This is a genomic window from Streptomyces zingiberis (assembly GCF_012034935.1).
Classification (GTDB): domain Bacteria; phylum Actinomycetota; class Actinomycetes; order Streptomycetales; family Streptomycetaceae; genus Streptomyces; species Streptomyces zingiberis.
Genome location: NZ_JAATEN010000003.1, coordinates 96,314 through 121,714, shown reverse-complemented (window position 1 = coordinate 121,714; position 25,401 = coordinate 96,314). Strand labels below are relative to the sequence as shown.

The 25,401-nt window shown below is 69.7% G+C and carries 22 protein-coding genes, 2 tRNA genes and 2 pseudogenes; 15 read left to right on the top strand and 11 right to left on the bottom strand.

All coding sequences use genetic code 11. From position 1 onward, the window contains the following. Positions 1-76 precede the first annotated feature (76 nt). The 6 genes from HCK00_RS04750 to HCK00_RS04725 all read left to right on the top strand — a co-directional run bounded on the left by HCK00_RS04750 (position 77) and on the right by HCK00_RS04725 (position 5,868). Positions 77-616, top strand: coding sequence for a hypothetical protein (locus HCK00_RS04750; protein WP_168100486.1), 540 nt, complete (start codon positions 77-79; stop codon positions 614-616). 96 nt (positions 617-712) lie between these two features. After that, positions 713-979 (top strand): hypothetical protein, encoded by a 267-nt coding sequence (locus tag HCK00_RS04745; protein ID WP_168100485.1) that lies wholly within the window; start codon positions 713-715, stop codon positions 977-979. Positions 980-1,251: 272 nt separating this feature from the next. After that, positions 1,252-1,929, top strand: a complete 678-nt coding sequence (locus tag HCK00_RS04740; protein WP_168100484.1) for a DUF3159 domain-containing protein — start codon at positions 1,252-1,254, stop codon at positions 1,927-1,929. Positions 1,930-2,338: 409 nt separating this feature from the next. Then, positions 2,339-2,962, top strand: a complete 624-nt coding sequence (locus HCK00_RS04735; RefSeq protein WP_168100483.1) for a TetR/AcrR family transcriptional regulator — start codon at positions 2,339-2,341, stop codon at positions 2,960-2,962. A 202-nt stretch (positions 2,963-3,164) separates the two neighbouring features. Next, positions 3,165-3,824, top strand: coding sequence for a TetR/AcrR family transcriptional regulator (locus HCK00_RS04730; protein ID WP_168100482.1), 660 nt, complete (start codon positions 3,165-3,167; stop codon positions 3,822-3,824). A 151-nt stretch (positions 3,825-3,975) separates the two neighbouring features. After that, entirely contained in the window at positions 3,976-5,868 is a 1,893-nt protein-coding gene (locus tag HCK00_RS04725) for a S9 family peptidase (RefSeq protein WP_168100481.1), read from the top strand. Positions 5,869-6,125: 257 nt separating this feature from the next. Here the strand turns inward: HCK00_RS04725 and HCK00_RS04720 are convergent, their stop codons facing one another. Then, the gene (locus HCK00_RS04720) at positions 6,126-6,692 is read right to left on the bottom strand and encodes a dihydrofolate reductase family protein (RefSeq protein WP_168100480.1); all 567 of its coding nucleotides are present in this window, start codon (positions 6,690-6,692) and stop codon (positions 6,126-6,128) included. A gap of 692 nt (positions 6,693-7,384) precedes the next feature. Here HCK00_RS04720 and HCK00_RS04715 point away from each other — a divergent pair. Together HCK00_RS04715 and HCK00_RS04710 are read left to right on the top strand one after the other, a co-directional pair. After that, positions 7,385-8,650 (top strand): alpha/beta fold hydrolase, encoded by a 1,266-nt coding sequence (locus tag HCK00_RS04715; RefSeq protein WP_168100479.1) that lies wholly within the window; start codon positions 7,385-7,387, stop codon positions 8,648-8,650. A 29-nt stretch (positions 8,651-8,679) separates the two neighbouring features. Beyond that, the gene (locus HCK00_RS04710; RefSeq protein WP_168100478.1) at positions 8,680-9,753 is read left to right on the top strand and encodes an alpha/beta hydrolase family protein; all 1,074 of its coding nucleotides are present in this window, start codon (positions 8,680-8,682) and stop codon (positions 9,751-9,753) included. A gap of 384 nt (positions 9,754-10,137) precedes the next feature. On the opposite strand, the pseudogene HCK00_RS04705 reads toward HCK00_RS04710, so the two are convergent. Then, positions 10,138-10,270 (bottom strand): annotated as a pseudogene (locus HCK00_RS04705) (Uma2 family endonuclease); the annotation flags it as partial. Positions 10,271-10,685: 415 nt separating this feature from the next. Here HCK00_RS04705 and HCK00_RS04700 point away from each other — a divergent pair. The 3 genes and pseudogenes from HCK00_RS04700 to HCK00_RS28635 all read left to right on the top strand — a co-directional run bounded on the left by HCK00_RS04700 (position 10,686) and on the right by HCK00_RS28635 (position 14,281). Further along, on the top strand, positions 10,686-12,416 hold the full coding sequence (locus HCK00_RS04700; RefSeq protein ID WP_240965261.1) for an acetolactate synthase large subunit: 1,731 nt from the start codon (positions 10,686-10,688) through the stop codon (positions 12,414-12,416). Then, a pseudogene (gene ilvN / locus HCK00_RS04695) lies at positions 12,413-12,643 on the top strand (acetolactate synthase small subunit); the annotation flags it as partial. The gene HCK00_RS04700 and the pseudogene ilvN, both read left to right, overlap by 4 nt. 1,176 nt (positions 12,644-13,819) lie before the next feature. Beyond that, positions 13,820-14,281 carry a tyrosine-type recombinase/integrase gene (locus HCK00_RS28635; RefSeq protein ID WP_168100476.1) on the top strand — a complete coding sequence of 154 codons (462 nt, stop codon included), beginning with the start codon at positions 13,820-13,822 and terminating at the stop codon, positions 14,279-14,281. A gap of 46 nt (positions 14,282-14,327) precedes the next feature. Here HCK00_RS28635 and HCK00_RS04685 read toward each other — a convergent pair. The 8 genes from HCK00_RS04685 to HCK00_RS04650 all read right to left on the bottom strand — a co-directional run bounded on the left by HCK00_RS04685 (position 14,328) and on the right by HCK00_RS04650 (position 20,414). Further along, positions 14,328-14,400, bottom strand: a tRNA-Arg gene (locus tag HCK00_RS04685). A gap of 417 nt (positions 14,401-14,817) precedes the next feature. Continuing rightward, a complete protein-coding gene (locus HCK00_RS04680) occupies positions 14,818-15,216 on the bottom strand; it encodes a hypothetical protein (protein WP_168100475.1) in 399 nt (132 codons plus the stop codon). Further along, on the bottom strand, positions 15,213-16,067 hold the full coding sequence (locus HCK00_RS04675) for an IS5 family transposase (protein WP_168100474.1): 855 nt from the start codon (positions 16,065-16,067) through the stop codon (positions 15,213-15,215). The genes HCK00_RS04680 and HCK00_RS04675 overlap by 4 nt, the downstream gene beginning before the upstream one ends. Positions 16,068-16,155: 88 nt before the next feature. Continuing rightward, positions 16,156-17,562, bottom strand: coding sequence for a hypothetical protein (locus HCK00_RS04670; RefSeq protein ID WP_168100473.1), 1,407 nt, complete (start codon positions 17,560-17,562; stop codon positions 16,156-16,158). Further along, entirely contained in the window at positions 17,552-18,502 is a 951-nt protein-coding gene (locus HCK00_RS04665) for a site-specific integrase (RefSeq protein WP_168100472.1), read from the bottom strand. Before HCK00_RS04665 ends, HCK00_RS04670 begins: the two co-directional genes overlap by 11 nt. Before the next feature lie 274 nt (positions 18,503-18,776). Then, positions 18,777-18,846: transfer RNA gene (locus HCK00_RS04660), tRNA-Gln, on the bottom strand. A gap of 54 nt (positions 18,847-18,900) precedes the next feature. Beyond that, positions 18,901-19,749 carry a helix-turn-helix domain-containing protein gene (locus HCK00_RS04655; RefSeq protein WP_168100471.1) on the bottom strand — a complete coding sequence of 283 codons (849 nt, stop codon included), beginning with the start codon at positions 19,747-19,749 and terminating at the stop codon, positions 18,901-18,903. A 182-nt stretch (positions 19,750-19,931) separates the two neighbouring features. Continuing rightward, positions 19,932-20,414, bottom strand: a complete 483-nt coding sequence (locus tag HCK00_RS04650; protein WP_168100470.1) for a hypothetical protein — start codon at positions 20,412-20,414, stop codon at positions 19,932-19,934. A gap of 579 nt (positions 20,415-20,993) precedes the next feature. Between HCK00_RS04650 and HCK00_RS04645 the strand changes: the two genes are divergently transcribed. From HCK00_RS04645 to istB, 4 genes are all read left to right on the top strand, one after another. Continuing rightward, positions 20,994-21,317 carry a helix-turn-helix domain-containing protein gene (locus HCK00_RS04645; protein ID WP_168100469.1) on the top strand — a complete coding sequence of 108 codons (324 nt, stop codon included), beginning with the start codon at positions 20,994-20,996 and terminating at the stop codon, positions 21,315-21,317. Between the two features lie 410 nt (positions 21,318-21,727). Continuing rightward, the gene (locus tag HCK00_RS28115) at positions 21,728-21,853 is read left to right on the top strand and encodes a hypothetical protein (RefSeq protein ID WP_277348172.1); all 126 of its coding nucleotides are present in this window, start codon (positions 21,728-21,730) and stop codon (positions 21,851-21,853) included. Between the two features lie 103 nt (positions 21,854-21,956). Beyond that, complete coding sequence (istA, locus tag HCK00_RS04640; protein WP_168100468.1) at positions 21,957-23,204, top strand: IS21 family transposase; 1,248 nt, start codon at positions 21,957-21,959, stop codon at positions 23,202-23,204. Beyond that, positions 23,201-23,998, top strand: coding sequence for an IS21-like element helper ATPase IstB (gene istB, locus HCK00_RS04635; RefSeq protein WP_168100467.1), 798 nt, complete (start codon positions 23,201-23,203; stop codon positions 23,996-23,998). The genes istA and istB overlap by 4 nt, the downstream gene beginning before the upstream one ends. A gap of 492 nt (positions 23,999-24,490) precedes the next feature. Here istB and HCK00_RS04630 read toward each other — a convergent pair whose 3' ends face one another. Beyond that, positions 24,491-25,030, bottom strand: a complete 540-nt coding sequence (locus tag HCK00_RS04630; RefSeq protein WP_206319950.1) for a VUT family protein — start codon at positions 25,028-25,030, stop codon at positions 24,491-24,493. Positions 25,031-25,401 lie beyond the last annotated feature (371 nt).

The window sequence follows — 25,401 nt, the reverse complement described above, 5'->3', positions numbered from 1 at the left end:
CCGCTCCGCATGATCCTTCCTCCGGGGCATGCCGGGGGGTACCGTGCGGGGAAGGTGATCGGGGGAGGGGCGGGGCATGTTCGCCACGGGGGCAGGTTTCTACGCGTTGTTCGGGCTGGGCTGGTGGCTGAGCGGAGCCGGCGCGATATCGGGGGCGGCGAGCATCGTCGCCGTCGTGGCCGGTGCCGTCGCCACGGCGGGACTGCTGTTCCTCGCATGGCGGCGTACACCCGCCGGAACGGGGGGTCCCCCGTTCACGGAGCGTGGGCGGCGGCGGTTCCTCCAGGTCAACGTCGTGCAGTGGGTCCTCATCCTCACCGTCGTCCTGGGGTGCGTCCGGCTCGGGGCGCCGGAGTTCATTCCTCCGCTCGTCGCGTTCGTCGTCGGCGTGCACTTCCTGCCCCTCGCCGGTGTCTTCGGCCGGCCGGCTCTGCGCGTCCCGGCCGCCCTGCTGATCGCGGCCGGCGGCGCCGGCCTGGCCGTGTGGCTGGGCGGCGGATCCGCCGAGAGCGTGCGGCTGGTGGTGGGGGTCGCCGCTGCCCTGTCCTTGTGGGGCACGGGGGTGTGGACGGTGATGGCCGTGGGTGCCGCGGCGCGGGCCTCGGCCGATCGGTAGGGGCCGCCGCGCACCGGACCGGGGATCCCCGGCCGTCATCTCCCGCGCTCCCGTGGGCAGAAGCAGCCCATGGTGCCGCCGCGGAGGGGGAGGGCGATGAACTCGCAATGGTGGTACGGGACTTCACCCGTCCTGTCACCGGTCATGGTGCGGCTCGTGCGGTGGGGCCCGTGGCTCTTCTGGCCGATGCTGGTGGTGACCGCCGGCCTGCTGATCCTGCGGGTGGCCGAGGGCGCGGGTGCGGGAAGGGTCATCTTGGCCGCCGCCCAAGTCCTGGTGTGGGTGTGCCTGTTGCTCAACCACCGGTACGTGTGGCGCCGCCACCGGCGGGCCCTCGACGAGGAGACCGCCGGGCCGGTGTGACGGACGGCCGCCGGCCCGGCCGGAGCCGCTGCCACCGAAGCCACGGGCCGGCAGCCGGTGCCGCTCGACGTACCTGACGTCAGGCGACTCGCCGGACAGCCCGCTCGCCACCCCCGCGGATCGTGCCCCGCTCGGCAGCGCCGCCGCCGGCCTCACCCGGATGTGACCCACGCAGCGCCATCCCAGGTGGCTTGCTTTCTGTGTCACTTAATGCCAAGCTGTCATTTAGAGACAGAGAGCGCCCCGACGAACCCCCGGAAGAGCTGATCACCATGCAGACCACCAGGCCCCAGGAGGCGGCGACCGACATGCAGACGACAGACGAGCGCAAGCAGAAGTCGGCGCTGGAGCAGGCCGGTGGCGCCAAGGGGATCATCTTCTCGGCGCTCCCCGCCCTGGTGTTCGTGGTCGCCAACGGCCTCGGCGGGCTCGGGGTGGGCATCCTCGCCGCCCTGCTCGTCGCCGCGGGCATCGCGGTGGAGCGGCTGACGCGCAAGGAATCACTCCAGCCCGCGCTCGGCGGCGTGTTCGGCGTGGCGATCGCCGCCGGCATCGCCTGGTACACGGGATCCGCCAAGGACTTCTTCCTCATGGGCATCTGGCTGAACCTGGCCGGCGCCGTCGCCTTCGTCCTCTCCGTGGCGCTGCGCTGGCCCCTGGCCGGCCTGATCTGGAACTCGGCGACCGGCAAGGGCACCGTCTGGCGGGCGGACAAGCGCTCGCGGATCTACTACGACCTCGCCACCCTGGTGCTGGCCGCCATCTTCGCCGCCCGGTTCGCCGTCCAGCAGTACCTGTACCAGGCCGATGAGGTCGGCTCGCTGGGCGTCGCCAGGATCGTCATGGGCTACCCGCTCCTCGCCGTCGGCCTGCTGGCCGTCGCCTGGGCCGCCCGGGCCTCCGACAAGCGGCTGAAGGCCGCGGGGCTGGTGCCGGCCAGGCATGGCTGACCGGCGTCCTCTCCGCATCCCGTCCGTGCCGGACGGCCTTCACGGGCCGCCCGGCGCCGGCGTCCGGCCGGCGGCCACGGACGGACCCGGACCGTGACCGCGTCCGCTCCGCGTCCGCTCCGCGTCCGCTGCGGTGGCGTACGTTCCCTGGCGGTGATCGTGCCGTCCCGGCGCGCAGTCCGCCCCGGGACGGCGGGCCGGGCCGTGGCCCGGAGGCCCCCGCGGCATGAGCCCCGCCCCCACCACGGCCGCCGGAGCCTCGAACGCGGCCCGTCGTGGGACCACCGGCCCGGCGGAGGGGCCGACTGGTCATTGTCGTCACTCAATGCCATTCTGGCGCAAACAGTCGGGAGTAGGGAGCAGCGAGATGGCCGGTGCGGCAGCGACCAAGGGGCGGGGCCGGGGAGGCATGAGTGACCAGCGACGTCACCGGCTGCGCCTGGACGTCTCACGGGAAGCGGCCCGGCTCTTCTGGGAACAGGGCGTCGACGCGACCAGCGGGGACCAGATCGCCGAAGCCGTGGGCCTGTCGACGCGCACCATCTGGCGCCACTTCCGCAGCAAGGAGAGCTGTGCCGAGCCCATCGTGATGCGGGGCGTGGAGTGGGAGATGGCCACCCTGCGCAGCTGGCCCCCACAGCGCTCCCTGGAGGTGCACTTCGCCGCGGAGAGCAACAGGTTCGGCAGTGAGGCGAGCGACGTGGAGCGGACGGACACCGTGCTCGCGATGAAGATGATCCGGCTGGCCGACACGGAGCCGGCCATCCGTACGGCCTGGCTGATGGCGTGTGACCAGGTGGAGCGCGAGATGGCCGAGATCATCGCGCAGCGGCTCGGACTCTCCGCCGGGAACCTCGACGTACGCCTGCACGCCGCCGCGGCCTCGGCCGCCCTGCGGGTCCTCAACGAGCACATCGGCGCCGCCCTTCTGGAGGGGGTCGATCCCGGGGACTTCGCCGACGGCGCCGCCCGGATCGCGCAGGCGGTACGCAGGGCCACCGGCGGAGCCGTGGGGGACCCCGTCACCACCTGAGTGATCGCGACACGCCACGGGCGGCCGTGGGGTCGCGGTGCCTCCTGCCGTCGCGGCCGGCCCCGGGTGGTTCGGGAGGGGGTCGCCCGGTAGCCGGTTGCGTCACTTACTGCCAATATGGCGTTGAGTGAAGATGTGGTGGAGGGGTGGCGCGGAGATGGCCGAGGGCGTGGCATCGACGACAGGGCACAGACGTGGCGGGATGAGTGAGCGGCGGCGGCGCCGTCTGCGTCTGGAGATCTCGCGGGAGGCGGCACGCCTGTTCTGGGCGCAGGGTGTCGAGGGCACGAGTGGCGACCAGATCGCGGCGGCGGTGGGGGTGTCGACCCGCACCATCTGGCGCCATTTCCGCAACAAGGAGAGCTGTGCGGAGCCGATCGTGGCACGGGGTGTGGAGCGGGAACTGGCCGCTCTGCGCAGGTGGCCGCCGCACCGCTCCCTGGAGGAGCACTTCGCCGCGGAGGCCGGGCGGCCGGGCGGCGAGATGGGTCCGCTGGAGCGGGCCGACGCCGGGCTGGGCGTCAGGATGATGCGATTGGCGGAGACCGAACCGGCCCTGCGCACCACCTGGCTGATGGTCTGCGGGCAGGTGGAACGCGACCTGGCCGGGATCATCGCGACTCGCCTCGGGACCGGCCCGGACGACCTCGAGGTGCGTCTGCACGCCGCAGCCGTCGCGGCCGCCCTGCGCGTCCTCAACGAGGCCGCGGGGGCCGGCCTGGTGGAGTCTGCCGATCCCGGGAGGGCCGGCGAGGGGAGCGCCGCCTTGATCGCGGACGCCGTCCGCACCGCCACCGGGGGCGCCGTGGGCGACCCGGTCCCCCTCGTCGGGCGGGGCGCACTTGCCTTCCCTGTCACTTAATGACATTGTCGCTAAGTGACAGCATGGTGCTCCTGGCGGCCCTGATCACTGCTCGCCGGCCGGTTCCAGGCCGCGGATCCACCGCAGGCCTCCGCGCTCAGCCGCGGGGACGCGCCACTCGCTGTCGGGGACAGCCACAGGAAGGACCGACATGACATTGCCGAAGACCATCAGCGTCGAGGAGTTCTTCGCCCCTCCCGTGCGTTCGAGGGCCTCCCTTTCGCCGGACGGTACGAAGATCGCGTACCTGGCTCCCTGGGAGAACCATCTGAACCTGTGGATCGAGAGCGTCGACACGCCCGGGGACGCGCGGCGCGTCACCTCCGAGGACCGCAACCTGCTGAGCTACCACTGGACCCACGACCCGAGGTGGCTGCTCTACACCCGGGACCAGGGAGGTGACGAGAACCAGCACCTGTACCGCGTCGACCTCGAAGCCCCGGACGCGGCGGCCGTCGACCTGACGCCCTTCCCCGGCGCGCGCGTGACGGATCTGCGGCTGCCCGCCGCACGGCCGGGCACGGCGGTGTTCTCCGCGAACAGCCGGAACCCCGCCGTCTTCGACCTCTTCGAGCTGGACATCGCCACCGGTGAGCTGCGGACCCTCGCGGAGAACACCCAAGGCGGGGCCACCACCTTTCTGTACAGCGGCAGCGGAGACCCGTTCACCCTCCACTTCACCGATGAGGGCGACCTCCAGCTCTCGCGCTGGAACGAGACGACGCGGACGTCACGCCCCGTCGCCCGGTTCGACGGCGCGGACCATCCGCTGGGCGTCCATCCGCTGGAGGTCACCGCCGACGGCGACGGCGTGCTCTTCGGTTCGTACCAGGGCTCGGACAGGCTCCGCCTGGCCAGGCTGGACCCGGCGACCGGTGAGGAGACGGAGGTCGACTCCCACCCGCGGTACGACCTGGACACCCGGTCCCTTGTCTTCCCGGCACTGCCCTCGCCCCTCATCTTCAGCCGGCGCACGGGCGAGCTCATCGGAGTGCGCTACCTCGGGGAACGGTCGGTCATCCACGCGCTGGACCCGCACTTCGCCGAGGTCCTGGAGAACCTGGGCCAACTGTCCGACGGTGACCTGGCCCGCATCTCGTCCGACGAGAGCGAACAGCGCTGGGTCGTCAGCTTCACCCACGACCGCGACCCCGGGGCCACGTACTTCTACGACCACGCCTCGGGCGAGAGCCGCCTGCTGTTCCGGCCCCGTGGCCACCTGGACCCCGGGCAGATGGCGCCGATGACACCGGTGACGATCACCGCCCGGGACGGTCTCGCGCTCCCCTCCCACCTGACCCTGCCGATCGGGATCGAACCACACCGGCTGCCGCTGGCCCTGCTCGTGCACGGCGGACCGTGGGACCGGGACAGCTGGGGCTTCAACCCCGCCGTCCAGCTGCTCGCCAACCGGGGCTACGCGGTGCTTCAGGTGAACTTCCGCGGCTCCACCGGGTACGGCAAGTCGTTCATGAAGGCCGGCATCGGGGAACTGGCCGGCACGATGCACGACGACCTGATCGACGGTGTGAACTGGGCCGTCGAGCAGGGATACGCGGACCCGGACCGGGTGGCGATCCTGGGCGCCTCGTACGGGGGGTACGCGGCACTGGTCGGCGTCACCTTCACCCCCGATGTCTTCGCCGCCGCGGTGGACATCTTCGGGGTCTCCGACCTCTCCGCCTTCATGCGCAGCCAGCCGGAATTCGTCCGGCCCGCTCTCGCGGCCAACTGGTACCGCTGGGTCGGCGACCCCGCGGATCCGCAGCAGGAGGCCGACATGCTGGCACGCTCGCCGATCAGCCGCGTGGACCAGGTCCGCACCCCGCTGCTCATCGCCCAGGGCGCCAACGACGCGCGGGTGGCGCAGGCGGAATCCGACAACATGGTCCGGGCCCTCCAGGAGCGGGGGATCCCCGTGGAGTACATACTCATGGCGGACGAGGGGCACTCCGTCGAGAACCCGGAGAACGTGATCGCGCTGTACGGCGCCGTGGAGCGTTTCCTCGGCGAGCATCTCGGACCGGGCCGGGACGGTACGTAGCCGCGGTCCGTTCCGTGGCGGGCGGTGGGTGTTGGGCGGTGAGAGAACGTCACCGAGCCCGGGGGCGGGTACGGGGCACTCTTCGGAGTGCTCGTACCCGCCGCCGGCCCCGGCCGGCGATGAGCCGAGCCCGGGACGGCCGCGCTGGTCATCGTCCGCCGAGGGTCCCGGGCCGGTGACGGCTCGCCCGGCCACGCGGCCGAGGCAGGCCGGGCCTGCCGACGGTGGATGGCGGAGCGGTGTGTGGGCGCTGCTGCTCAGCGCCTCGTCTCGTACCTGGTCAGGACCACGTCGCCGGGGAACGTCCGCGTCTCCACCAACTTCAGGTTCACCCAGCTGTCCAGCGTGGTGAAGAACGGTGTGCCGCCGCCCACCAGGACCGGATGGGTGGCGATCACGTACTCGTCGATCAGCCCGGCGCGCATGGCCGCCCCGGCGAGCGTCGCGCCGCCGATGCTGAGGGGGCCGCCGTCTTCGGCCTTGAGCCGGGTGATCTCAGCGATGGCGTCGCCGGTGACCAGGCGGGTGTTCCAGTCGACCTTGTCGATCGTCGAGGAGAACACCACCTTCGGTGTCTCGCGCCAGACCCGGGCGAACTCGATCTCCGCCGGGGTGGCGCCGGGCTGCTGGTCGCCGGTCGGCCAGTAGGAGCTCATCGTCTCCCACAGCTTGCGCCCGTACAGCGACACACCACTCGCCTGCTCGTGGTCGAGCCACCGCTGGAACAGCTCGTGACTCGGCGGTCCGCTCCAGCCGATGTCGTCGCCGGCCGCGGCGATGTAGCCGTCCAGGGTCAGGTTCATGCCGTAGATCAGTTTCCGCAAGGGTCCGGCCTTCCGTCCGTGGGTGTCCGGTGTAGAGACCCGCGCGGGGCGGGAAACTCATCGGTGCGTGATCCGAGCCGGAGGCAATTCGGCGCCCGCGGTCCCGGAGACGTCACCGGACCGGCCCCCGGAACAGGCCCCGGGACAGGCACCGGCTGCGGCGCACTGCCGCCCTGCCCGAGGACGGCCGAGAGGGCAGCCGGAGTACTCCCCGCCGCCCGCGCGGAGCGAAGGCGGCCCGCCGCCTCCCCGCCGGCGGCGAAGCGCGCCCTCCGGGAAAACCACAAGCCTCTCCCGTGTGACGGGGATCACCTAACCTGCGGGCCGCCTCCGGCGTCTCAGGAGTATTCCCTGACCGCGTTTCTGTCCGCCCCCAAGGAGATCGAACGTTGAGACCTCGACGACGCCATGCCACCACGCCGGCGGTGAGTCCCCGGGTGCAGCAGCGTCGGCAGACTCGGGAAGACCGCCTGGTGCCTCACCCGCGCGCCGCTCGGCAGCACGGCCGGGCACCGTTGCGCCGGCTGCTGGCGGTCGCGGCGGGTGTGCTTCTCGTGGCCGGTACCACCGAGCCGGCCGTCGCGTCGTCCGATCCCCTGGCATGGGCACCGTGCGCTGATCGCCCCGCATTCGAGTGCGCCACTCTGACCAGGCCGATCGACCCCGACCGCCCCGATGGCGGCACTTTCCCCATGGCTTTGGCCCGCCACCGCGCGACCGAGCCGGACCGTCGCATCGGCGTGCTGGTGGTCAACCCGGGCGGCCCGGGAACCTCCGGCGTCAACTTCACGTTCAGCGCGCCATTCCATTTCAGTCCGGAGGTGCTGGCGCGTTTCGACATCGTCGGTTTCGACCCGCGGGGCGTCGGACTCAGCCAACCGGTGCGCTGCTCCTCCGAGCTGTACTTCGGCGGACCCACGACACACCCCACCGACCAGGCCGGATTCGAGAAGCTGCGCGAGCACAACAAGCAGGTGCGCGAGGACTGTGCCCGGCGCTCCGGGCCGATCGTGGACCACGTCTCCACCGACGACGTCGTGCGCGACGTCGACGCCCTGCGCCAGGCGCTGGGAGAACGGAAGATCAGCTACTACGGGCTGTCCTACGGCACGGTCATCGGCCAGCGCTACGCCGAACGCCACGGCGACAACCTGCGCGCGAACTTGCTGGATTCGGTGATCGACCGGGGCCTGAACGCTCACGACTCCGTGGCGGTACACGCCCGGGCTGCCCGGGACGTGTTCGAGGAGTGGACGCGGTGGAACACCCGCACCCCTGCCTCACCGCTGCACGGGCAGAACGTCGAAGCCCTGTGGGACGGCCTGATGGCCAAGGCGGCCCGGGGCGAGCTCGCCGATCCGGACGCTCCGGACAGCCGGATCACCACGTACGACCTGAGCGGGTCCCTGATCGCAGCGGGCTACGGTCCGGACTGGGCGGACCTCAGCTCGTGGGTCCTGTCACTCCACGAGGGCGATGCCACGGCCTCGCGGGCCGCACGTGTGGATGACCCGGAGGACACTCCGCCGTACGCCACCGCGTTCACCGCCATCTCCTGTGCCGATCTCAGCTTCCGCGTACGCACCTTCGCCGAATTCGACGCGCTGACGCGGGTGGAGAAGAAGATCTCCCCGCGCACCCTCGGGTCGACCCGCGGCAACGCGGCGCTGACCAACTGCCTCGGCGACCCCGAAGCCCGCAACCCGCAACGGCCGGGCACCATGCGGACGCACGTGCCCACCCTGCTTCTCAACACCAGGTACGACCCCGCAACCCCGCACGAAAGCGCGACCGCGGTACAGCGCCGGCAGGGCAAGGCGGCTGTGCTCGCGACCTATGAGGGGGCCGGGCACGGCGCGTACGAGCGCAGCGACTGCACCCGGCAGGTCGGCGACAACTACCTGCTGAAGCTGACCGTGCCGCGCAACGGGTTCTCGTGTCCGTCAGTGGACCAGTGACCCGCACACCTACGAGGAGAAATATCCACATGCGATTCGGCAGACTGAAAACCTCGGGGGTTGCCGCGGCGATCCTGACCGCCCTGATCACGGCCCCGGCGCCGGCGACAGCGGGCCCCGCGCACAACGGCACCTCGCGGATCGAGTACACGCTGGGAGACACGGCCTTCTCCGTGCCGGGATTCCTCGACGAGGAAAGGGAGAAGGAGGCCAAGATCGAGTTGACCGCTGTCGTCCACGCTCCGCAGTCCTCGCAGGGCCCCCGCCCGGTGGTGATGCTCGCGCACGGTCTCTGGACCACATGCGGCGATGACGCATCGCTGGGCTGGCCCTGCCCGGCGGGAGTACCGCCGGTCCGGAGCTACGCAGGCTATGACTACCTTGCGAAAGATCTCGCGGAACAGGGATTCGTCGTCGTTTCGGTAGGCGCGAACGGCATCAACGCGGGTGAGTTGGGAACCCCCGCCGACATGGCGCGCGCCGCACTGGTGAATAAGCACCTGGAGATGCTCCGTGACGCCAACGACGGCAAAGGGCCTCTGGCCGGGCAACTGCGGGCACTGCGCGGCAAGCTCGACCTGACCAACGTCGGGCTGATGGGACATTCCCGCGGCGGCAGGGGCGCGGTCTGGCAAGCAGCCGATATCCACGCCTCTGATCTCCCCCGCGGAGTCCGCCTGCGGGCTGTGGTCCCCCTCGCTCCCGCCGACTACCACGTTTCCGATCCGGACTCACCCGAGCACCTCAACTACCGCATCACGAAAATCCCGTTCGCCGTGCTGGCCGGGGACTGCGACGGGGGCGCGGTCATGAACCGCCGCTCTTACGCGAAGAACGCGGCCGGGCGCAACGAGGCCCCCTTCTACGAGGTTGACCTCGCCGGCGCGAACCACAACTTCTTCAACTCCGAGTGGGCCTACGACAACGACACCAGCTGCGCCCCGCAGGACACCTGGGACCCGGCCCGGGTGCAGGACGCGGCGAGCCGGTACATCGTCTCGTTCTTCCGGTTCCACATGCTCGGTGACCAGTCCGTCAAGGACACCGTCCTCAACGGATTCCCGGGAGCCCGCGTCACCACCCATCGGCCGGTGAGCAACTGACCTCCGGGAGATGACCGCAGGGCCGACGGCCCTCTCCAGGCACGCCCGGACACGCACCTCGTTCCCGGCCAACCCCGATCTGCCCCGGCGGTCGCGCCGCTTCGGCTGATCACGCCCGTTGATGTGGGAAGCGGATGTCAAACGCCCCGGACCATGATCGGTCCGGGGCGTTCCGGCCGGTGCCCCCGGCGGGATGCGAACCTGTGACCCCCGCTCCAGGAGTGGGATCGAATCCTGCCGGGGGATGCCCGGCGCTGCCGCGCGGCGCTGTTTCCCCTGGTCAGGACCGCACGGCGAGCCACTTGATCCAGCTCATGCCGCCCTGTGTCGGGCCGTCCGCTCACGCATCGCTCACGCACTGCCGGCTGCTGATCAGCCCGTGGGTCAGACCTGGCCGAGGTCGATCTCCACCCGGGAAGGGGGCCGCTGCCTTGAGGACGCCGGTGAACATGTCTCCGTCCCGGTAGGTCTCCGTTGCGGGGTCGAGAACGTAGGTGTACACGAGAGGGGCGCCTGTCGGTTCCATCGGGCCACCTTGGTGCGGGAGTTGGGCAAAGTCCAGCCCCTCCACGCGATCACGGGGCGGAGCGACTGGCCGGAGCACGGGGGACTGGCATCGCCACACAGCGGGAAGATAAACTGGGGCCGTGCGTTCTCGTGATTTGCTGCGGGAACTTGCTTGAGCCGTCACGAACGGACTCGCCTTGCTCCGACGAGGGTTCTGGTCCCTCGGAGCCGCCGAGCGCGTTGTCGTCACCCGACATCGCTCTGAGCGCGCCACCTCGTAGTACGTCCCGGACTTACCGTCCGTGAACTGCCGAGTTCTGCGCGCTGCCCTTCGAATTAGTGTTGCGAACGGGCGTCTTTCCTCTCATTCAACTCGTGTCAGCAGGCACGCCCAGTATTCGAGCCAAGCCAACAGGAACGAGCAGATGACCGAACAGATGACAGGTGCTCAAGCTCTGGTCAGGGCTTTAGAGCACGTCGGAGTCGACACCGTGTTCGGAATTCCAGGCGGCCAGATCCTACCCGCCTACGATCCGCTCTTCGACTCGACCAAGGTCCGCCACGTACTGGTCCGGCACGAACAGGGCGCCGGACACGCTGCGGAAGGCTACGCCCAGGCCACCGGCAAGGTGGGCGTCTGCATGGCCACCTCCGGCCCGGGCGCCACCAATCTGGTCACCCCGATCGCCGACGCGCACATGGACTCTGTCCCGATGGTCGCCATCACCGGTCAAGTGCCGAGCGGCGTGATCGGCACGGACGCCTTCCAGGAAGCCGACATCTGCGGCATCACCCTTCCGATCACCAAGCACAACTTCCTGGTGACCGACCCCGGCGACATCCCGCGCACCATCGCGGAAGCCTTCCACATCGCGTCCAGCGGCCGTCCAGGTCCGGTACTGGTCGACATCTCCAAGGACGCGTTGCAGGCCCGCACCGAATTCCACTGGGAACCGACGACACACCTGCCTGGCTACCGGCCGGTCACCCGGCCGCACGCCAAGCAGATCCAGGAAGCAGCCAAGCTGATCTCCGAGGCCGAGTGCCCGGTCCTGTACGTCGGCGGCGGCGTGCACAAGGCCGGTGCCTCGGCGGAACTACTCCGCCTGGCAGAGCTGACCGGTATTCCGGTCGTCACCACGCTGATGGCCAGGGGCACCTTCCCCGACAGCCACCCGCTCCATATGGGGATGCCCGGCATGCACGGCAGCGTCTCAGCGGTGGGCGCACTGCAGAAGGCAGACCTGCTCATCGCTCTGGGCGTGCGGTTCGACGACCGGGTCACCGGGCAGCTGTCGTCGTTCGCACCGCGGGCCAAGGTCATCCACGCGGACATCGACCCGGCGGAGATTTCCAAGAACCGGGTGGCCGACGTACCGATCGTGGGTGACTGCAGCGAGGTCATTGGTGCCCTCGTCCACGCGATCGATCGCCCCGGTGACCATGTCAAGTGGCGCGCGCTGCTCGACAGGCTGAAGGAGACGTACCCGCTGGGGTACGAGGACTTCGCGGACGGCTCGCTGGCTCCGCAATACGTCCTGGAAAGGCTCAGCTCCGTCGTCGGGCCGGACGCCCTCTACGTGGCCGGCGTCGGCCAGCACCAGATGTGGGCGTCCCAGTTCATCGGCTTCGAGAAGCCCGGCGCCTTCATCACCTCAGGCGGCCTGGGCACGATGGGTTTCGCCGTGCCCGCCGCGATGGGCGCCAAGATGGGGCGGCCGGACACGACGGTTTGGGCGATCGACGGAGACGGCTGCTTCCAGATGACCAATCAGGAGCTGGCCACCTGCACGATCGAAGGCGTGCCGATCAAGATCGCGGTCATCAACAACGGCAACCTCGGCATGGTCCGCCAGTGGCAGACGCTCTTCTACGACCAGCGGTACTCCAACACCGATCTGCAGACGGCCCAGCACGTCCCCGACTTCGTGAAGCTGGCGGAAGCCTACGGCTGCGTCGGTCTGCGGTGCACACGGCCCGAGGACGTGGACGGCACGATCGCCAAGGCAATGGAGATCAACGACGTGCCGGTGATCGTCGACTTCGTGGTCCACGAGGACGCCATGGTCTGGCCCATGGTCGCCGCCGGGACCAGCAACGACGACATCAAGATCGCCCGAGGCATGGCTCCGAGGTGGGAGAGCGACGACTCATGAGCAAACATACGTTGTCGGTCCTCGTCGAGGACAAGCCCAGCGCGCTCACCCGGATCACCGCCCTCTTCAGCCGGCGCGGCTTCAACATCGACTCCCTCGCCGTCGACCCGGCGGAGGGGGGCGGCTTCTCCAAGGTCACCCTCGTGTTCGACGCGGGCGACTCACCGCTGGAGCAGGTGACCAAGCAACTCGGCAAGCTCATCAACGTGGTGAGCGTCACCGAAGTCGGCCGTGCGCGGCCGGAGCCCGTGTACGAATCGGTGGCGGACTGAGCTGCGGCGGGGACGTGGCACTCACCGGAACAACGCTTTGAGCCCAGCTCGCCCCGTCCCCGTCGATCAGTCCGTCCCGCTCGCCCAGGTCCGCCGGCCTCTCCGAGGAGGGCATGTTCCCCTCCACCGGCCGGGACGGTGAGTTTCCCTGACGCCGCAGTCCTGTCCGACATCCAGCGTCCGGACTGGCTCAGATCGCGGATCTGCTGGAGAGGGTGGCCGGAGAGAAGGCGCCGCTGCCGGACATCGAGGCGACCCGCAGGCGCCTCAGTCACGGTCCGGACCTGACGAGCCGCCTCACGGCCGGCGACTGGCTGGACATGTGGGTGGCGGGCAAGAAGGGGCGGCAGAGCGCCATCAGCCGCGATGAGAGCAACATCAGGGTGCCCCTCAAGCCACGGATCGGGCACCTACGGCTCGACCGGCTCCGGGTTCTCCACCTGCCGGAGATGTTCGAGGCCATCGCCGAGGCAACGCCGAGATCGCGGAAGGCAACGCAGCCCGCCGCAAGGCGGTCGAGGGCCTCGCCCAGATCCCCTGGAAGGGGCGCGAGCACCGTGCCCGCCGCAAGGCGACGAAGGTGGCCATCGCAGACATGGAGCCCTACCGGCGCATCGTCGGTCCGGCCACGCGCCGGTGAGTTCGCTCCACTCTGCGGGCCGCACTGAACGCCGCGATCGCCCAGCAGCTCATCACCTTCAACCCGGCGGCCCACGTCGAGCTGGAGGCGGGCAAGCGGCCCACGGCGCTGGTGCGGACGGAGGAGCGCATCCTCCACTGGAAGCGCACCGGCGAGAAGCCCTCGCCGGTGATGGTCTGGACGCCGGAGCACGCCGGCCTCTTCCTCGACCACGTCGCGGAGGACCGCCTGTACGCGCTGTTCCACCTGATCGCCTTCCGAGGGCTGCGACGCGGTGAGGCATGCGGCCAGAAGTGGACGGACACGCACTTGGACGCCGGGCTCATCACCGTCGCCAAGCAACTCGTGGTCGACGGCTGGGAGGTGTACGAGGACGACCCCAAGACCGATGCCGGCGCACGCACCATCGCGCTCGACTCCGATACGGTCCAGGCCTCAAGCGGCACCGCGTCCAGCAGGACAAGGACCGCAAGGAGTGGGAGAGCGCTTGGGTGGAGACCGGCCGGGTCTTCACCAAGGAGAGCGGCGAGATGCTCCACCCCGCCAACGTCACGCGCCGCTTCATCGAGCTGTACGAGGAGATTGATCTCCCGCCGATCCGGCTCCACGACCTCCGCCACGGTGCCGCGACCCTCGCCCACGCGGCGGGGGCCGACCTGAAGGACATCCAGGAGATGCCCGGCCACTCCTCGATCACCATCATGGCCGACACTTACACGAGCCTGCTTCCGGAGGCGGACCTGGTGATCGCAAGGGCCGCCGCGCGGCTCGTACCGCGCGCCCGTGCCGCCTCCAGGAACGACGCTCCCGAAGCCCAGGCCGTGGCCGAGGCGGCGGAGGCGAACGTGCCGGACGTTGCTGCTCCGTCCGGAGAAATATCGGGGCCTGGCACCCCGTCCGCTCACGCACCGCTCACGCAAACGGCCCCGGACGAGGAGTCCCGGGCCGAGTAGGAGCCTCCCTGGGGGAGAAACCCCAGGTCAGGCGCGTAATGCGTCGTGCCCCCGGCAGGATTCGAACCTGCGACACCCGCTTTAGGAGAGCGGTGCTCTATCCCCTGAGCTACGGAGGCGGGGCCTTGCGTGAAACGTGGATGAATACTGTGCGCGATGTTCATCCGCTCCAGGCAAGGGCCTGGGACCGCCACGAGGACGGTCCCAGACAGGGTAGCGGATACAGGTGGGGTGGTGGGTGTGGGTCGGTGCCTCAGCTCAGATCATGATCGCGGGAGGCGCTGTCGGTCCGTACTGATGGGCTCCGCTGCAGCTGTGGGGCTGTCGGAGTAGGTGGGGTCCTCTTGGTAACGGGCGGCCGAGGTGGCGTTCTGGGCCAGGAGGAAGCCGAGCATGACGAGGCTCTGCGCTTCGGCGCCGAAAGCGATCATGCGGCGGTTCCACAGGGAGCGGTCGAACTGTGAGTGGGCGGTTCGTAAGGTGATGCCCGTTTCCGGCTGAGGTTGGGGCGAGGCCGGTGGCGAAGGTTCCGTCGGCTATTGCTTCCTGGTGAAGTTGCCGGTGTCTGCCTCGGCGATGATCCCGAGTTTGACCAGGCGTTTCAGCTTGGCGCGGGTGCCTTCGACGTTCTTCGGCAGCAGTTCGTGGCCGAGGGCTTCGCAGACGTCCTTGGCCCGTAGCGGCCCGGTCGCGTGGTTGAAGACGGCGAGGATGCGGGGGTAGTCCGGGTGCTCGGGCAGCTCCTGCGCGACAGCCGGGAGCCGGTCGGCGAGGCCGGTGACGGTCTTGCGGGTGATCGCGAGGTGCTCCAGGTGCGTCTCGGCCTCCCGCAACCTGGTCTGCAGGCCGTCGATCTGTGCGCGGAGGTCGTCGGCCAGGACCCGGGCGGCGTCTTCCTGGAGGTCCAGGGCGTCGAGCAGGGGCTGGATGTTCACGCTGCCACCGCCTGCGGCTCGCGCCAGGTGGGTGTGTTCGCGCCGGTGAGGCGCCGGGTCATGACGTGGGTCATCGCCCAGTAGACGCGGGAGGCGGAGGAGGAGGGGCGGTGCTCGTAGTCGCGGACCAGGCGCCGGTGCAGTATCAGGATCCCGTAGGTCTGCTCGACCCTCCACCGCTTCGGCTGCGGCACGAACCCCTTGACCTGTGGGTTGCGTGCGACGATCTCAACGTCAACGTCAACGCCCAGGCCGGCGCCGTGCATGACGACCTGATTCTTGAAGCCCTGGTCGACCAGGGCTTTGCGGACGGTTCCGGCGGCGTGCTCGGCGATCTGGTCCAGCAGGATGATGCCCGCGGCGTTGTCGTGCGTGTTCGCCGCGAGGACGGTGACCGCGATGACCAGGCCGAGGACGTCCACGGCCAGGCCCCGCTTGCGGCCCGGCACCCGCTTGGCCGGATCGTGGCCGGTCGTGGAGGCGGGGACCCCGGCGGTCACGTGGACACTCTGGGTGTCCAGGACCACCAGGGTCGGGTCCTCTAATCGTCGGGCCCGCTCCCGGACCTGGCAGCGCAGCAGTTCATGGATGACTTGGTCGGTTCCGTCGTCCCGCCACGCGGCGAAGTAGTAGTAGGTGGCGCTCTTGGGCGGCAGGTCGTGCGGGAGATAGGCCCACTGGCAGCCGGTCCGCCCCTGGTAGAGGATCGCGTTGACGATCTCACGCATGTCGTAGGCGCCCTGGTGGCCGCTGACCGAGCGGTGCCGGTCCTTCCACGCGGTGATCACCGGCTCGATCAACGACCACTGCTCGTCCGATAAGTCACTCGGGTACGGCTTACGTTCACTCACCCGGCCACATCACCAGATCATCAACCGCGGACCGGCAGATTCCGCCCCGCCGCCACACGATCAGGCGACAGCGGATCCACTCAAAGACTCACGAACCGCCCACTGAGAAGCCGGCTTCGGTGTCCTCGCGGCTGCCGTACAGGTTCTGGTGGACGGCGGTGTCGTCGGGGATCTGGAGGAGGTGTTCGGCGCGGTGGAAGCCGGTCTCGGTGTCGCTGCGGCCCTTCTCGCGTTCTCCGCTGGTGGTGGTGACTCCGACGGCTTCGCGGTGTTCGTGGGGGCCGCGGGGGCAGGGGACTGTGAGCAGGTGGTACCAGCGGTGGGTGTGAGTGCTGGCGCGGCGCTCGAGTTTGCCGACAGGCAGCGGGACGAGCGTGCTGGTGCCGTCGTCGAGGAAGGCGCGTTCGTGGACACGGCCGCCGTTGGACCACAGCTCGTGGCGGCACCGGCCGAAGTTCAGGGTGCGGATGTAGAGGGGCTTGGCGCCCTTGTGCTGCTTGTTGATCAGTAGGCGGCCGCGGCGGGCGATGACGTCGCGGTGCATGCCGCGCAGAGCGCCGTCATAGAGGACCCCCATGCAGCCTTCTGCGGCGTCGAGGATGGCGCAGGCGAGGTCGAGGGCGACGGCGGCCTCGCCGCCGGGCTGGTCGTGGGGGACGTGGGCGTAGCGCAGGAAGACGCGGCGGAAGTAGCCGCGGTGGCGGGTGGAGAAGACCACGAACTTGGAGCCGAGAACCATCGCCCCCTTCTCCTTGCTCTTGTCGTTGTCTGTGTCTCTGCTCTTCACTTCGCCCGCAGCGACTTCCGGTGTCGCAACGGCGGGCGGGTTGTTGTCGGCGCGGTCGGTGCTGCCTTCCTTCTGCCAGGAGGAGGCGGGGTCGACGCGGTGGCTGCGGATTTCTCCGGTGACGGGGTCGACGCTGAAGGGAGTGGTGGACAGGGTGGGGGACTTGGCGACGGTGCCGTCGCCGGCGATGAGCTGGTGGCGGTGGGGGTTGCTCCATGAGCGTCGTGCGTCGGCGGGCAGCAGGCCTTGGCGCTGGGCCTGGGCCAGGGCGAGGGCGGCGAAGGCTTCGCCGAGTTCTTCGCGGCGGGGAATGAGAAGGGTGCGCTGGGCGTGCTGCCACTGATGGCGTGAGGGTCCGGTCTCCGGCAGGCGTGCGGCTTCGTCGTGGCCCAGGTGGTGGGCGACGCCGTCGCGGATCGTGTCCCACACGGTGGGGTCCTGCAGGTCGCCGGCGCAGTAGCGGGCGGAGCCGTGGATGCCGCGCAGGGCGCAGAACAGGAGGTAGATGTAGGGCGGGTAGTGGGGCGGGCGTCCACGGCGGGAGCCGGGGTCCCTGTGAAGGAGCTCGGCGAGTTGGTACACGGCCTCGAAGCGGGCCACGTCCCTGGTTCGCTGGGTGACGGTGCGCAGGTCCAGTTCGCCGGCGCGGCGGGCCGTCTTCTTGCGGACCGTGCGTGGCAGGCGGTCGCCGAAGAGGTCATCGGGCATGTGGGGCGTCCCCGTTCGGTGCGGTGGCGGGTGTCGTTTCGGCGAGCCACTGGTGGCCGATGAGCGCGGCTGTGCTGTCCAGAGAGGTCATGCCGAGGTGGAGGGCCGCGGCTTCGATGCGGCCGGTGCGCACGTAGGTGGCCCAGCCGGCGTACGCGGTGATGGAGGCCGGTCTGACCGCCGGGTCCGCTCCCAGGCCGATGCGTTTGAGCAGGTCGCGCAGGGCGACGCAGGCGCGGGCCTGGACCTGCTCGTCGGTTCCGCCCCGGGCGGAGACGGCCAGCCGCAGCCGGTGCTCGGGCTGCGCTGTGGTGCGCAGGTGGTGGGCGCGGGCGGCCAGCACCCGGGCGCCGTAGGCGTCCAGGGAACACCAGCGCGGCTGTGTCTTGGCCGAGCCGTGCACCCAGACCCGGGCGGCGGGCAGGTCCAGATCGTGCACGCCGATATGGCCGATCTCGCCGCTGAAGGCGCCCGCCAGGGCGAGCGCGGCGGCAGCGGCATGGCGGGTCGGGCGGACGGCGAACTGGGCGGCGCGGCGCGGCTCGATGGCCTCGGCCTCCTCCAGCGGACGGGTGGCGCCGCATACGCGTGGGGGCAGCTCGATGTCGCGGGTGGGATCGGCGTTGGTGAGGGCCAGACGGCGGGCGGTGGCGAAACACATCCGCAGCACGCTGCGGCGCAGGTGCCGGGTGGACAGCGAAGCCGGGGCGACGCGTCCGTGGCGGGTGCGGCCGTGCGCATCGATGAACTGTGCGGCCACGACGGTGTCGACCTCGGTGAGCATCCGTGCACCACGCACGGCGGCGAAGGCCGCGAAGCGGTGCAGTAGCTGACCGAACCGGCTCAGCGTCTGTTCGGACATCTCCCCACGCGCCACCAGCTCCCGCCAGGCGGCCAACACACGGGTGATGGCAGCGCTGAGCGCGATCTCAGCGGCCATCCGTCGCCGCCGATACCGCCGCGCGGCCGGCGTGCCACCGGGGCGCGGTGAGCGAACACGTGACGTCGGGCATGGTGCGACCTCCATACAAATGGTGCGAACATGCACCACGGTGGAGAGGTCGGAGAGCTCCGGCAACAGGAGCGAGCCGTACCGGTGACAGGCGCACCCGTTCGGCACGGGTGCTGTTGTGTGATCAGAAAGCTGGGCAGACTGGGCGGCTGAGCATGGAGGCTGGCTCCCTTAGGTGACTGGCTGTCATGCTGCCGGTGGGTGGATGGCGAGGGGATCGAACCCTCCGCGCCCAAGGTTCCAGAGCCTCGCGCGGACACCAGCCGCCACCCTCGGGGCGCCGGCCCGTGCGGTCCGGCGCCCCGGCTCTGCGGGTATCCGGGTGCTCAGGTGTCGGGGGTCAGGGCCTGCAGGGTCTGCAGGATGCTTTCGAGGAAGACCGAGTAGCGGGCATCGGGCAGGTCCTGGATTTCCGGGCGGGACATACCGAGCAGCGGCGCGGCGTGCTCGGTGCGCTGAGCGTCCGTGCGCCTGGCCTGAGGGGCGGCATCCCGGTCCGGTGACGGGTTCTGTGGTCCCTCTGCTTGTCCAGGGTCCCGCTTCTCCTGCCCCTGCGTGCCCGGGGGCTTCGGGGGTGCAGGGGTGTCGGCTGGGGGCAGGCGGACCTGTAGGAGCTCGGCGTCACGCTGAACGATCAGCGCGATGTCCAGCCACTCGACCATGTACTGGCCGCGCATGGGCACCCCGGGCAGGCCGGCGCGCAGCAGGCGGGCCAGCTCCTCCTGCGGCAGGGGCCCGTCGGCCAGCAGGTCGATGGCCGCGGCGGCGGACCAGTGCGCGGTCAGCAGCGGGCGCAGCAGGAGTCGTGCCTGCGTGCGGTTGCTCCGCCATGCCTCGGCGAACTCCCGTCCGTGCTCGGTGATCGTGTACTGGCCGCGGCCGGCCTCGAGCAGCCCCACATCGGCCAAAAAGGCCATGCAGTCCCCGACGGTGGCCGCGCCGAGGCCGACGTGCTGGGCCAGCATCGCCCGCTGCACCGGGTCGCCATCGACCGCGAGGTCGTCGAGTGCCACAAGGATGTTGATCTGCTTGGCCGGGGCCGCACGGTAACTGGGCAGCGTGCGGCGCCGCGAGGCGGCGGTGCCGCGCCGTCGGTCGCGGTGCCGTGCAGTACCGGAGCGGACCGTGTTGCGGCCGGTTCCGGAATCTGCGCGTGCAGAGTCAGAAGAAGACATAGTGAGCCAATTTCCCGGCCTATTGAAGGCCGAATTCATGCAGGGCTCCCGCGTCGGCGCGAAAAGCGCCTACTATCGAGACCGATACGTGAGCCCAGAAAAACGCGTGTCCTCGTGCCGCCGACTTGCACTCGGCGGCACGTACGCGTGTGCGGGTAATTCGGGTGTCGAAAGAGCGGCCGCTACGCATCACCCTCTGCGGCGGCCGGAGACGGCGCGTACGTCCCGCGCTCCACGCGCACCAGCTTTTTGTCGGCGAACAGTTTGCTCATTCGACGCCGGATGCTGCTCGGCTTGAGGTCCGGGCGTGTGAGGCGCAGGTGCTCAACGACTTCGCTCCGGGTGGCGCGTCCGCGGGGCCGGACGAAGGTCATTATTTCCTGGGCGGTCGTCCGCGGCTCCCGCTGTACCGCGGGCCCGGGGTGCGGTGAGGTCGGTGCGCTGGTGTGGGGCGCCATATCCGGGGCGAGTAGTTCCTCGGCGCCGCGCATCACGCGTTCGGAGACCTCGGCGCGCGTGCTCGCCGACTCGAACGCCGAGCGGGCGGCACTCACCTCGGCCTCCGCCGCAGCCAGGCGGTCCTTCGCCGCGCAGAGCCGGCTGTCGTCCTCCGCAGCCAAAGACCGCAGTTCATCGAGGACAGCCAGGGCCGGTTGCAACTGCATGAAAGACCACCCTCGAACATTTCCGTCTCGACCATCGCCGATGGATTTCACCCGGCGCGTCTCAGTGGGGTGGATCCTCTCCCGAAATGCGCCCGCAAAGCCGCAGTCACCCAATCCCGGTGGCCTCGAACGCGATCCGAAAAGCAACGGGAAGTCCGTCGATGCAGAAATACGCTTCTCGGGTCGTAGACGTGTTGGCCTGGCATTTCTCGCGTCGACCTCAGTTACTCAGCGTCAGTGTGGTGCACGATGAAAAGCAGGGGCGCACGGAAGTGAATTGGAGGCTTGCGTGAGCGCGTGGACGCCCGCCCGGAGCCGGGGTGGCGCGCTCGGTGGCGGTGGCCGGCTGCGGGGCATGGCCCCAACGCGCGGCTGCGGGGTGAACGTGACGTACCCGGTCCTGCCGTGCCGGGCATGCGCTGATGGCGCCCGGTCGGCGGGATGCGGTTGAGCCGACACGTCGAAGGGTATCGAGACAGCACGTTCAAATGGTGTATGTATGCACCGTTGGTTGGTGAGGTGTCGACCGCTGGGCGATCAGGAGGTCGGCGGGTGACGGGTGCATGGGATGATCCGGGCATGCCCCGGAGTAGTAACGACAAGGTGCCGCGCGACTATGTCGCCGATGACACCTGGCCGTATGCCGCTCTCCCGGCGGACGCTCCCGTGAGTGCCCATTACGGTCAGGCGCTGGCCCGCAACCTGCAGAACGCCCTCGCTGTAAGTGGGTACAGCCTGCGCACTCTTGCCGAGGCCACCGGGATTACGCACTCCACCATCAGCCGGGTCCTGCATGGCAGGGTGCTGCCCGATCTTGGCACCATCGCTCGCCTGGAGGCCGTTTTCGGCTTCCAGATCTGGCCCGGTCCCGGAGCCCTGCCCCCGGCGGGCTCGCCGCGGTAGGGGTTGCGTCCCGGTGTGCCGTATCGCCCCGTCGCCCGTCCGGGCGTGCGCGGCGCGCCGACCCCGGCTACGTTCCCACTATGGGCATGTATGCACCAGGTATGGATGGTGATGTCTTACTCGCCTGCTTCGATCCGGAGCATCGGGTGGCCCTGATGAGGCCCGAGTCATCCGCTGCCGGTCATCACTTGAGGCTGCCCGCTGTGCAGCGCCAAGGGAGCGAGCCCCATGGCAGGGCCGCCCGGCGTCTGGTCCGTGAGCTGGCCCCAGGGGGGAGAGTTCGGATGGGGCGGGTCGCCGCCCGGATCCGCAGTGCCGCGCCGGGAGTTGCGTCCGGGGGGCCTGTCCGGTGCCGTCTGGTCACCGCGCATGTGTCCTTCGCGGGCGGTGTGTGGGGCGGCGATGGGCGAGTGGTCTGGGTTTCCTACGCTCAAGCTGCCGGATACGCCGCTGACATGGGTATCGCGGACCTGGGTCTCTTCCTGGAGGGGTACGTGGAGGGCTGGATCCCGGACGGCTGGATCAGCCTCGACTAGCGCGGCTGCGGTGTCGGCAACGCCTCAAAACGTTGCCGCCTCCAACGGATGAAAAGTGGCCCGTCTGAACCGTCTGGCTCGTTGAGTCAGGCAGGGAGGAAGGGTGATCAGCGTGGAGGACTGGGCGGAGATGCGCCGGTTGCATCGGTCCGAGGGCATGCCGATCAGAGCGATCGCGCGGAAGCTCGGGATCTCACGAACCACGGTGCGGCGGGCGGTGTCCAGTGACCGGCCGCCGAAGTACGAGCGGGCGCCGAAGGGGTCGATCGTGGATGAGGTCGAGCCGAGGATCCGGGAACTGCTCGAGATTTGGCCGGACATGCCGGCGACGGTGGTGGCCGAGCGGATCGGCTGGCAGCGGGGGATGACGGTGCTGCGGGACCGGCTGCGGGATGTGCGCCGGGACTACGTGCCGGCGGACCCGGTGTCCAGGACGGCTTATGAGCCGGGTGAGCTCATCCAGTGCGATCTGTGGTTTCCGCCGGCCGAGGTCCCGCTGGGGTTCGGGCAGACCGGCAGTGCGCCGGTGCTGGTGATGGTCAGTGGTTATTCGCGGTGGATCATGGCGAGGATGCTGCCGACCCGGTCGGCAGCGGATCTGATCGCGGGGCACGGGCGGCTGCTGACCGGGCTGGGTGCGGTCCCCAGGGCTCTGGTCTGGGACAACGAGGGGGCGGTCGGTTCCTGGCGGGGCGGCCGGCCGCGGCTGACGGAGGACTTCGCCGCGTTCGCGGGACTGCTGGGGATCCGGATCATCCAGTGCCGTCCGGGCGATCCGGAGGCGAAAGGCCTGGTCGAGCGGGCCAACGGCTATCTGGAGACCTCGTTCCTGCCGGGCCGGGTCTTCGCGTCACCGACCGACTTCAACGTTCAGCTGGAGGACTGGCTGCGGCGGGCGAACCGCCGGGTCCACCGCACGTTGCAGGCACGTCCCGCCGACCGGGTCGACGCGGACCGGGCGGGGATGCTGCCGCTGCCGCCGGTCGACCCGCCGATCTGGTGGCGCACGTCGCTGCGGCTGCCACGCGACCACTACGTCCGTGTCGACACCTGCGACTACTCGGTCCACCCTCTCGCCATCGGCCGCCGGATCGAGGTCAGGGCCGGGCTGGACGAGGTGCTGGTGTTCTGCGAGGGCACCGAGGTCGCCCGGCACGTCCGCTGCTGGGCCCGCCACCAGACCATCACAGACCCGGCCCACTCCGCCGCGGCCGGCGCCGCCCGCCTGACCGCCTGCAAGAACCCCACTGACGAGGACGAGGTCGAGGTCGAACAGCGGTCGCTGGACACCTACGACCGCATCTTCGGCGTCATCGAGGGAGGCCTCGGCAAGGAGGAGGAGATCGCATGACCACCACCACGACCACCTCCCCGGGCCGGGACGTCACCTCCGAGCTGGCCTATCTGACCCGGGTCCTGAAAGCGCCGGCCCTGCGGGAGGCGGCGTCGCGGCTGGCCGAGCGGGCGAAGGCCGAGGATTGGGGCTTCGAGGAGTATCTGGCCGCCTGCCTGCAGCGGGAGGTCGCCGCCCGCGACGCCCACGGCGCGGAGAGCCGCATCCGCGCGGCCCGCTTCCCGTCACGCAAGTCGCTGGAGGACTTCGACTTCGACCACCAGCGGTCGGTGAAACGGGAGACGATCACCCACCTGGGGACCCTCGACTTCGTCGCCGGGAAGGAGAACGTGATCTTCCTCGGCCCGCCCGGCACGGGGAAGACGCACCTGGCCACCGGCCTGGGCATCCGGGCCTGCCAGGCCGGTCACCGGGCCGCGTTCGCGACCGCTGCGGAGTGGGTCGCCCGCCTCGCGAAGGCCCATGAGACCGGCCACCTGGACGACGAGCTGGTCCGGCTCGGCCGGATCCCGCTGATCATCGTCGACGAGGTCGGCTACATCCCCTTCGAGTCCGAGGCCGCGAACCTGTTCTTCCAGTTCATCTCGGGCCGCTACGAGCGGGCCTCGGTGATCGTGACCAGCAACAAACCCTTCGGCCGCTGGGGCGAGGTTTTCGGCGACGACACCGTCGCCGCCGCCATGATCGACCGCCTCGTCCACCACGCCGAAGTGATCTCCCTCAAGGGAGACAGCTACCGCATGCGCGGCCGAGACCTCGGACGGGTCCCCGCCGCCAACACCAGGGAATGACCAACATCAATTGACAACGGGTCCACTTTTCATCCGTTGCCTCCGGTCCACGATTGCGCCGTTGCCGACACTGCGGCTGGCGCAGTGCAGGGCCGCGATCGATCGCCACGTCCGGTCGCAGCCCTGCGCAGGTCAGATTTGAAGCACGGTCATGAGCCGCAGCAGCTGCCTGCCGATGCTTGGACCTGCTCGGGCTCGGCCGCTGGTGCGGAACTGATCTGGTCGGCCGGGGCAGCGGCGCAGCAGTCCGCCGACCACCCGGTGCTATGGCACCGCGACTACCCCAAACAGCGGCCCGGACGGTTGCTGCGGGCGACCCTGCACGGGAGTCGTTCCCTGGGACACCATCCACCAGCCACCCGAGGCCAGCGCGTGGGCGCGCACCGCACCGACGCTGACGATCAGCCTCTTGTTCTGCAGCGCGCCCACGGCAGCCCCATGATCCTTTAGTTAAAGGATAGCGAACCGTCTGGAGCTGCCGATTTTGCAGCCTTATGCGGGGGGCAGGGCTTCTGCGGCGGTGAGCTTTCGGCGGCGTAGGAAGGCGAGGACCGCTACGGCCCCGAGCGTCATCCACGCCTTTCCGAGGATCTGCCCTTGCAGGAAGTCGAAGGAGCCGAATGCCATCCTGAGGAAGATCAGACTGTCGGCGACTAGTCCCACCGCGTTCGAGGCGAGCATGGCGACAAGGAGCCCTCGTGTGCGGAGCGGCTCGTAGACGGCGAAGTCCATCGTCTCCGCGACGGCGAACGCGGCGGCCGACGCGAAGGCCAGGGCCGGGTCGGCCAGGAAGTAAGAGACGACAGTGCCGATGGCGATCGCTGCGAGGATCGCACGGCGGCCTGCGGCCTCACGGGCGAGGTCGCGCAGCACCAGGGCCAGGCCCACCATGTAGACGCCGGCCGGGGCTTCGTAGCCGAAGCCGACGGGCAGGGCGCCGATGTGAGTGACGGCCAGGTTGGCGGCCAGGATGGTGGCGATGTAGGCGACGAGCGTCGCGATTCCGGCAGGAGCGGGGACGTTCACAATCATTTTCTTTCTTGGTGTGACAGGAGCCCTGCCCACCTGCGCTGAGCGGAACGAGGCGGACGGCGTCCAGACAGTACAGCTCATGCCACTGACGCGGGCAGGGCGGTTGGAATAACTGCAGTTCAACTGCTTCTTGTTCCGGCCTCAACGGGACGGGCGGACGGAATCGTCTCGATCGGTACCTTGCGGAGGGGTCGACTGGGCGTCTTGGGCCCGGCTGTGCTCGTGCGGACCAGCCACGCACGCGGGTCGAGAATGAGCCATCGTCATATGCAGAATGATGCGCACCTACACCCCTACCTCACCCACTTTGAGCGCTCTTAGATCGGTATGTCGTGCGGTGAGCGGAGGATCACCGACAGCTCCCGGCCACT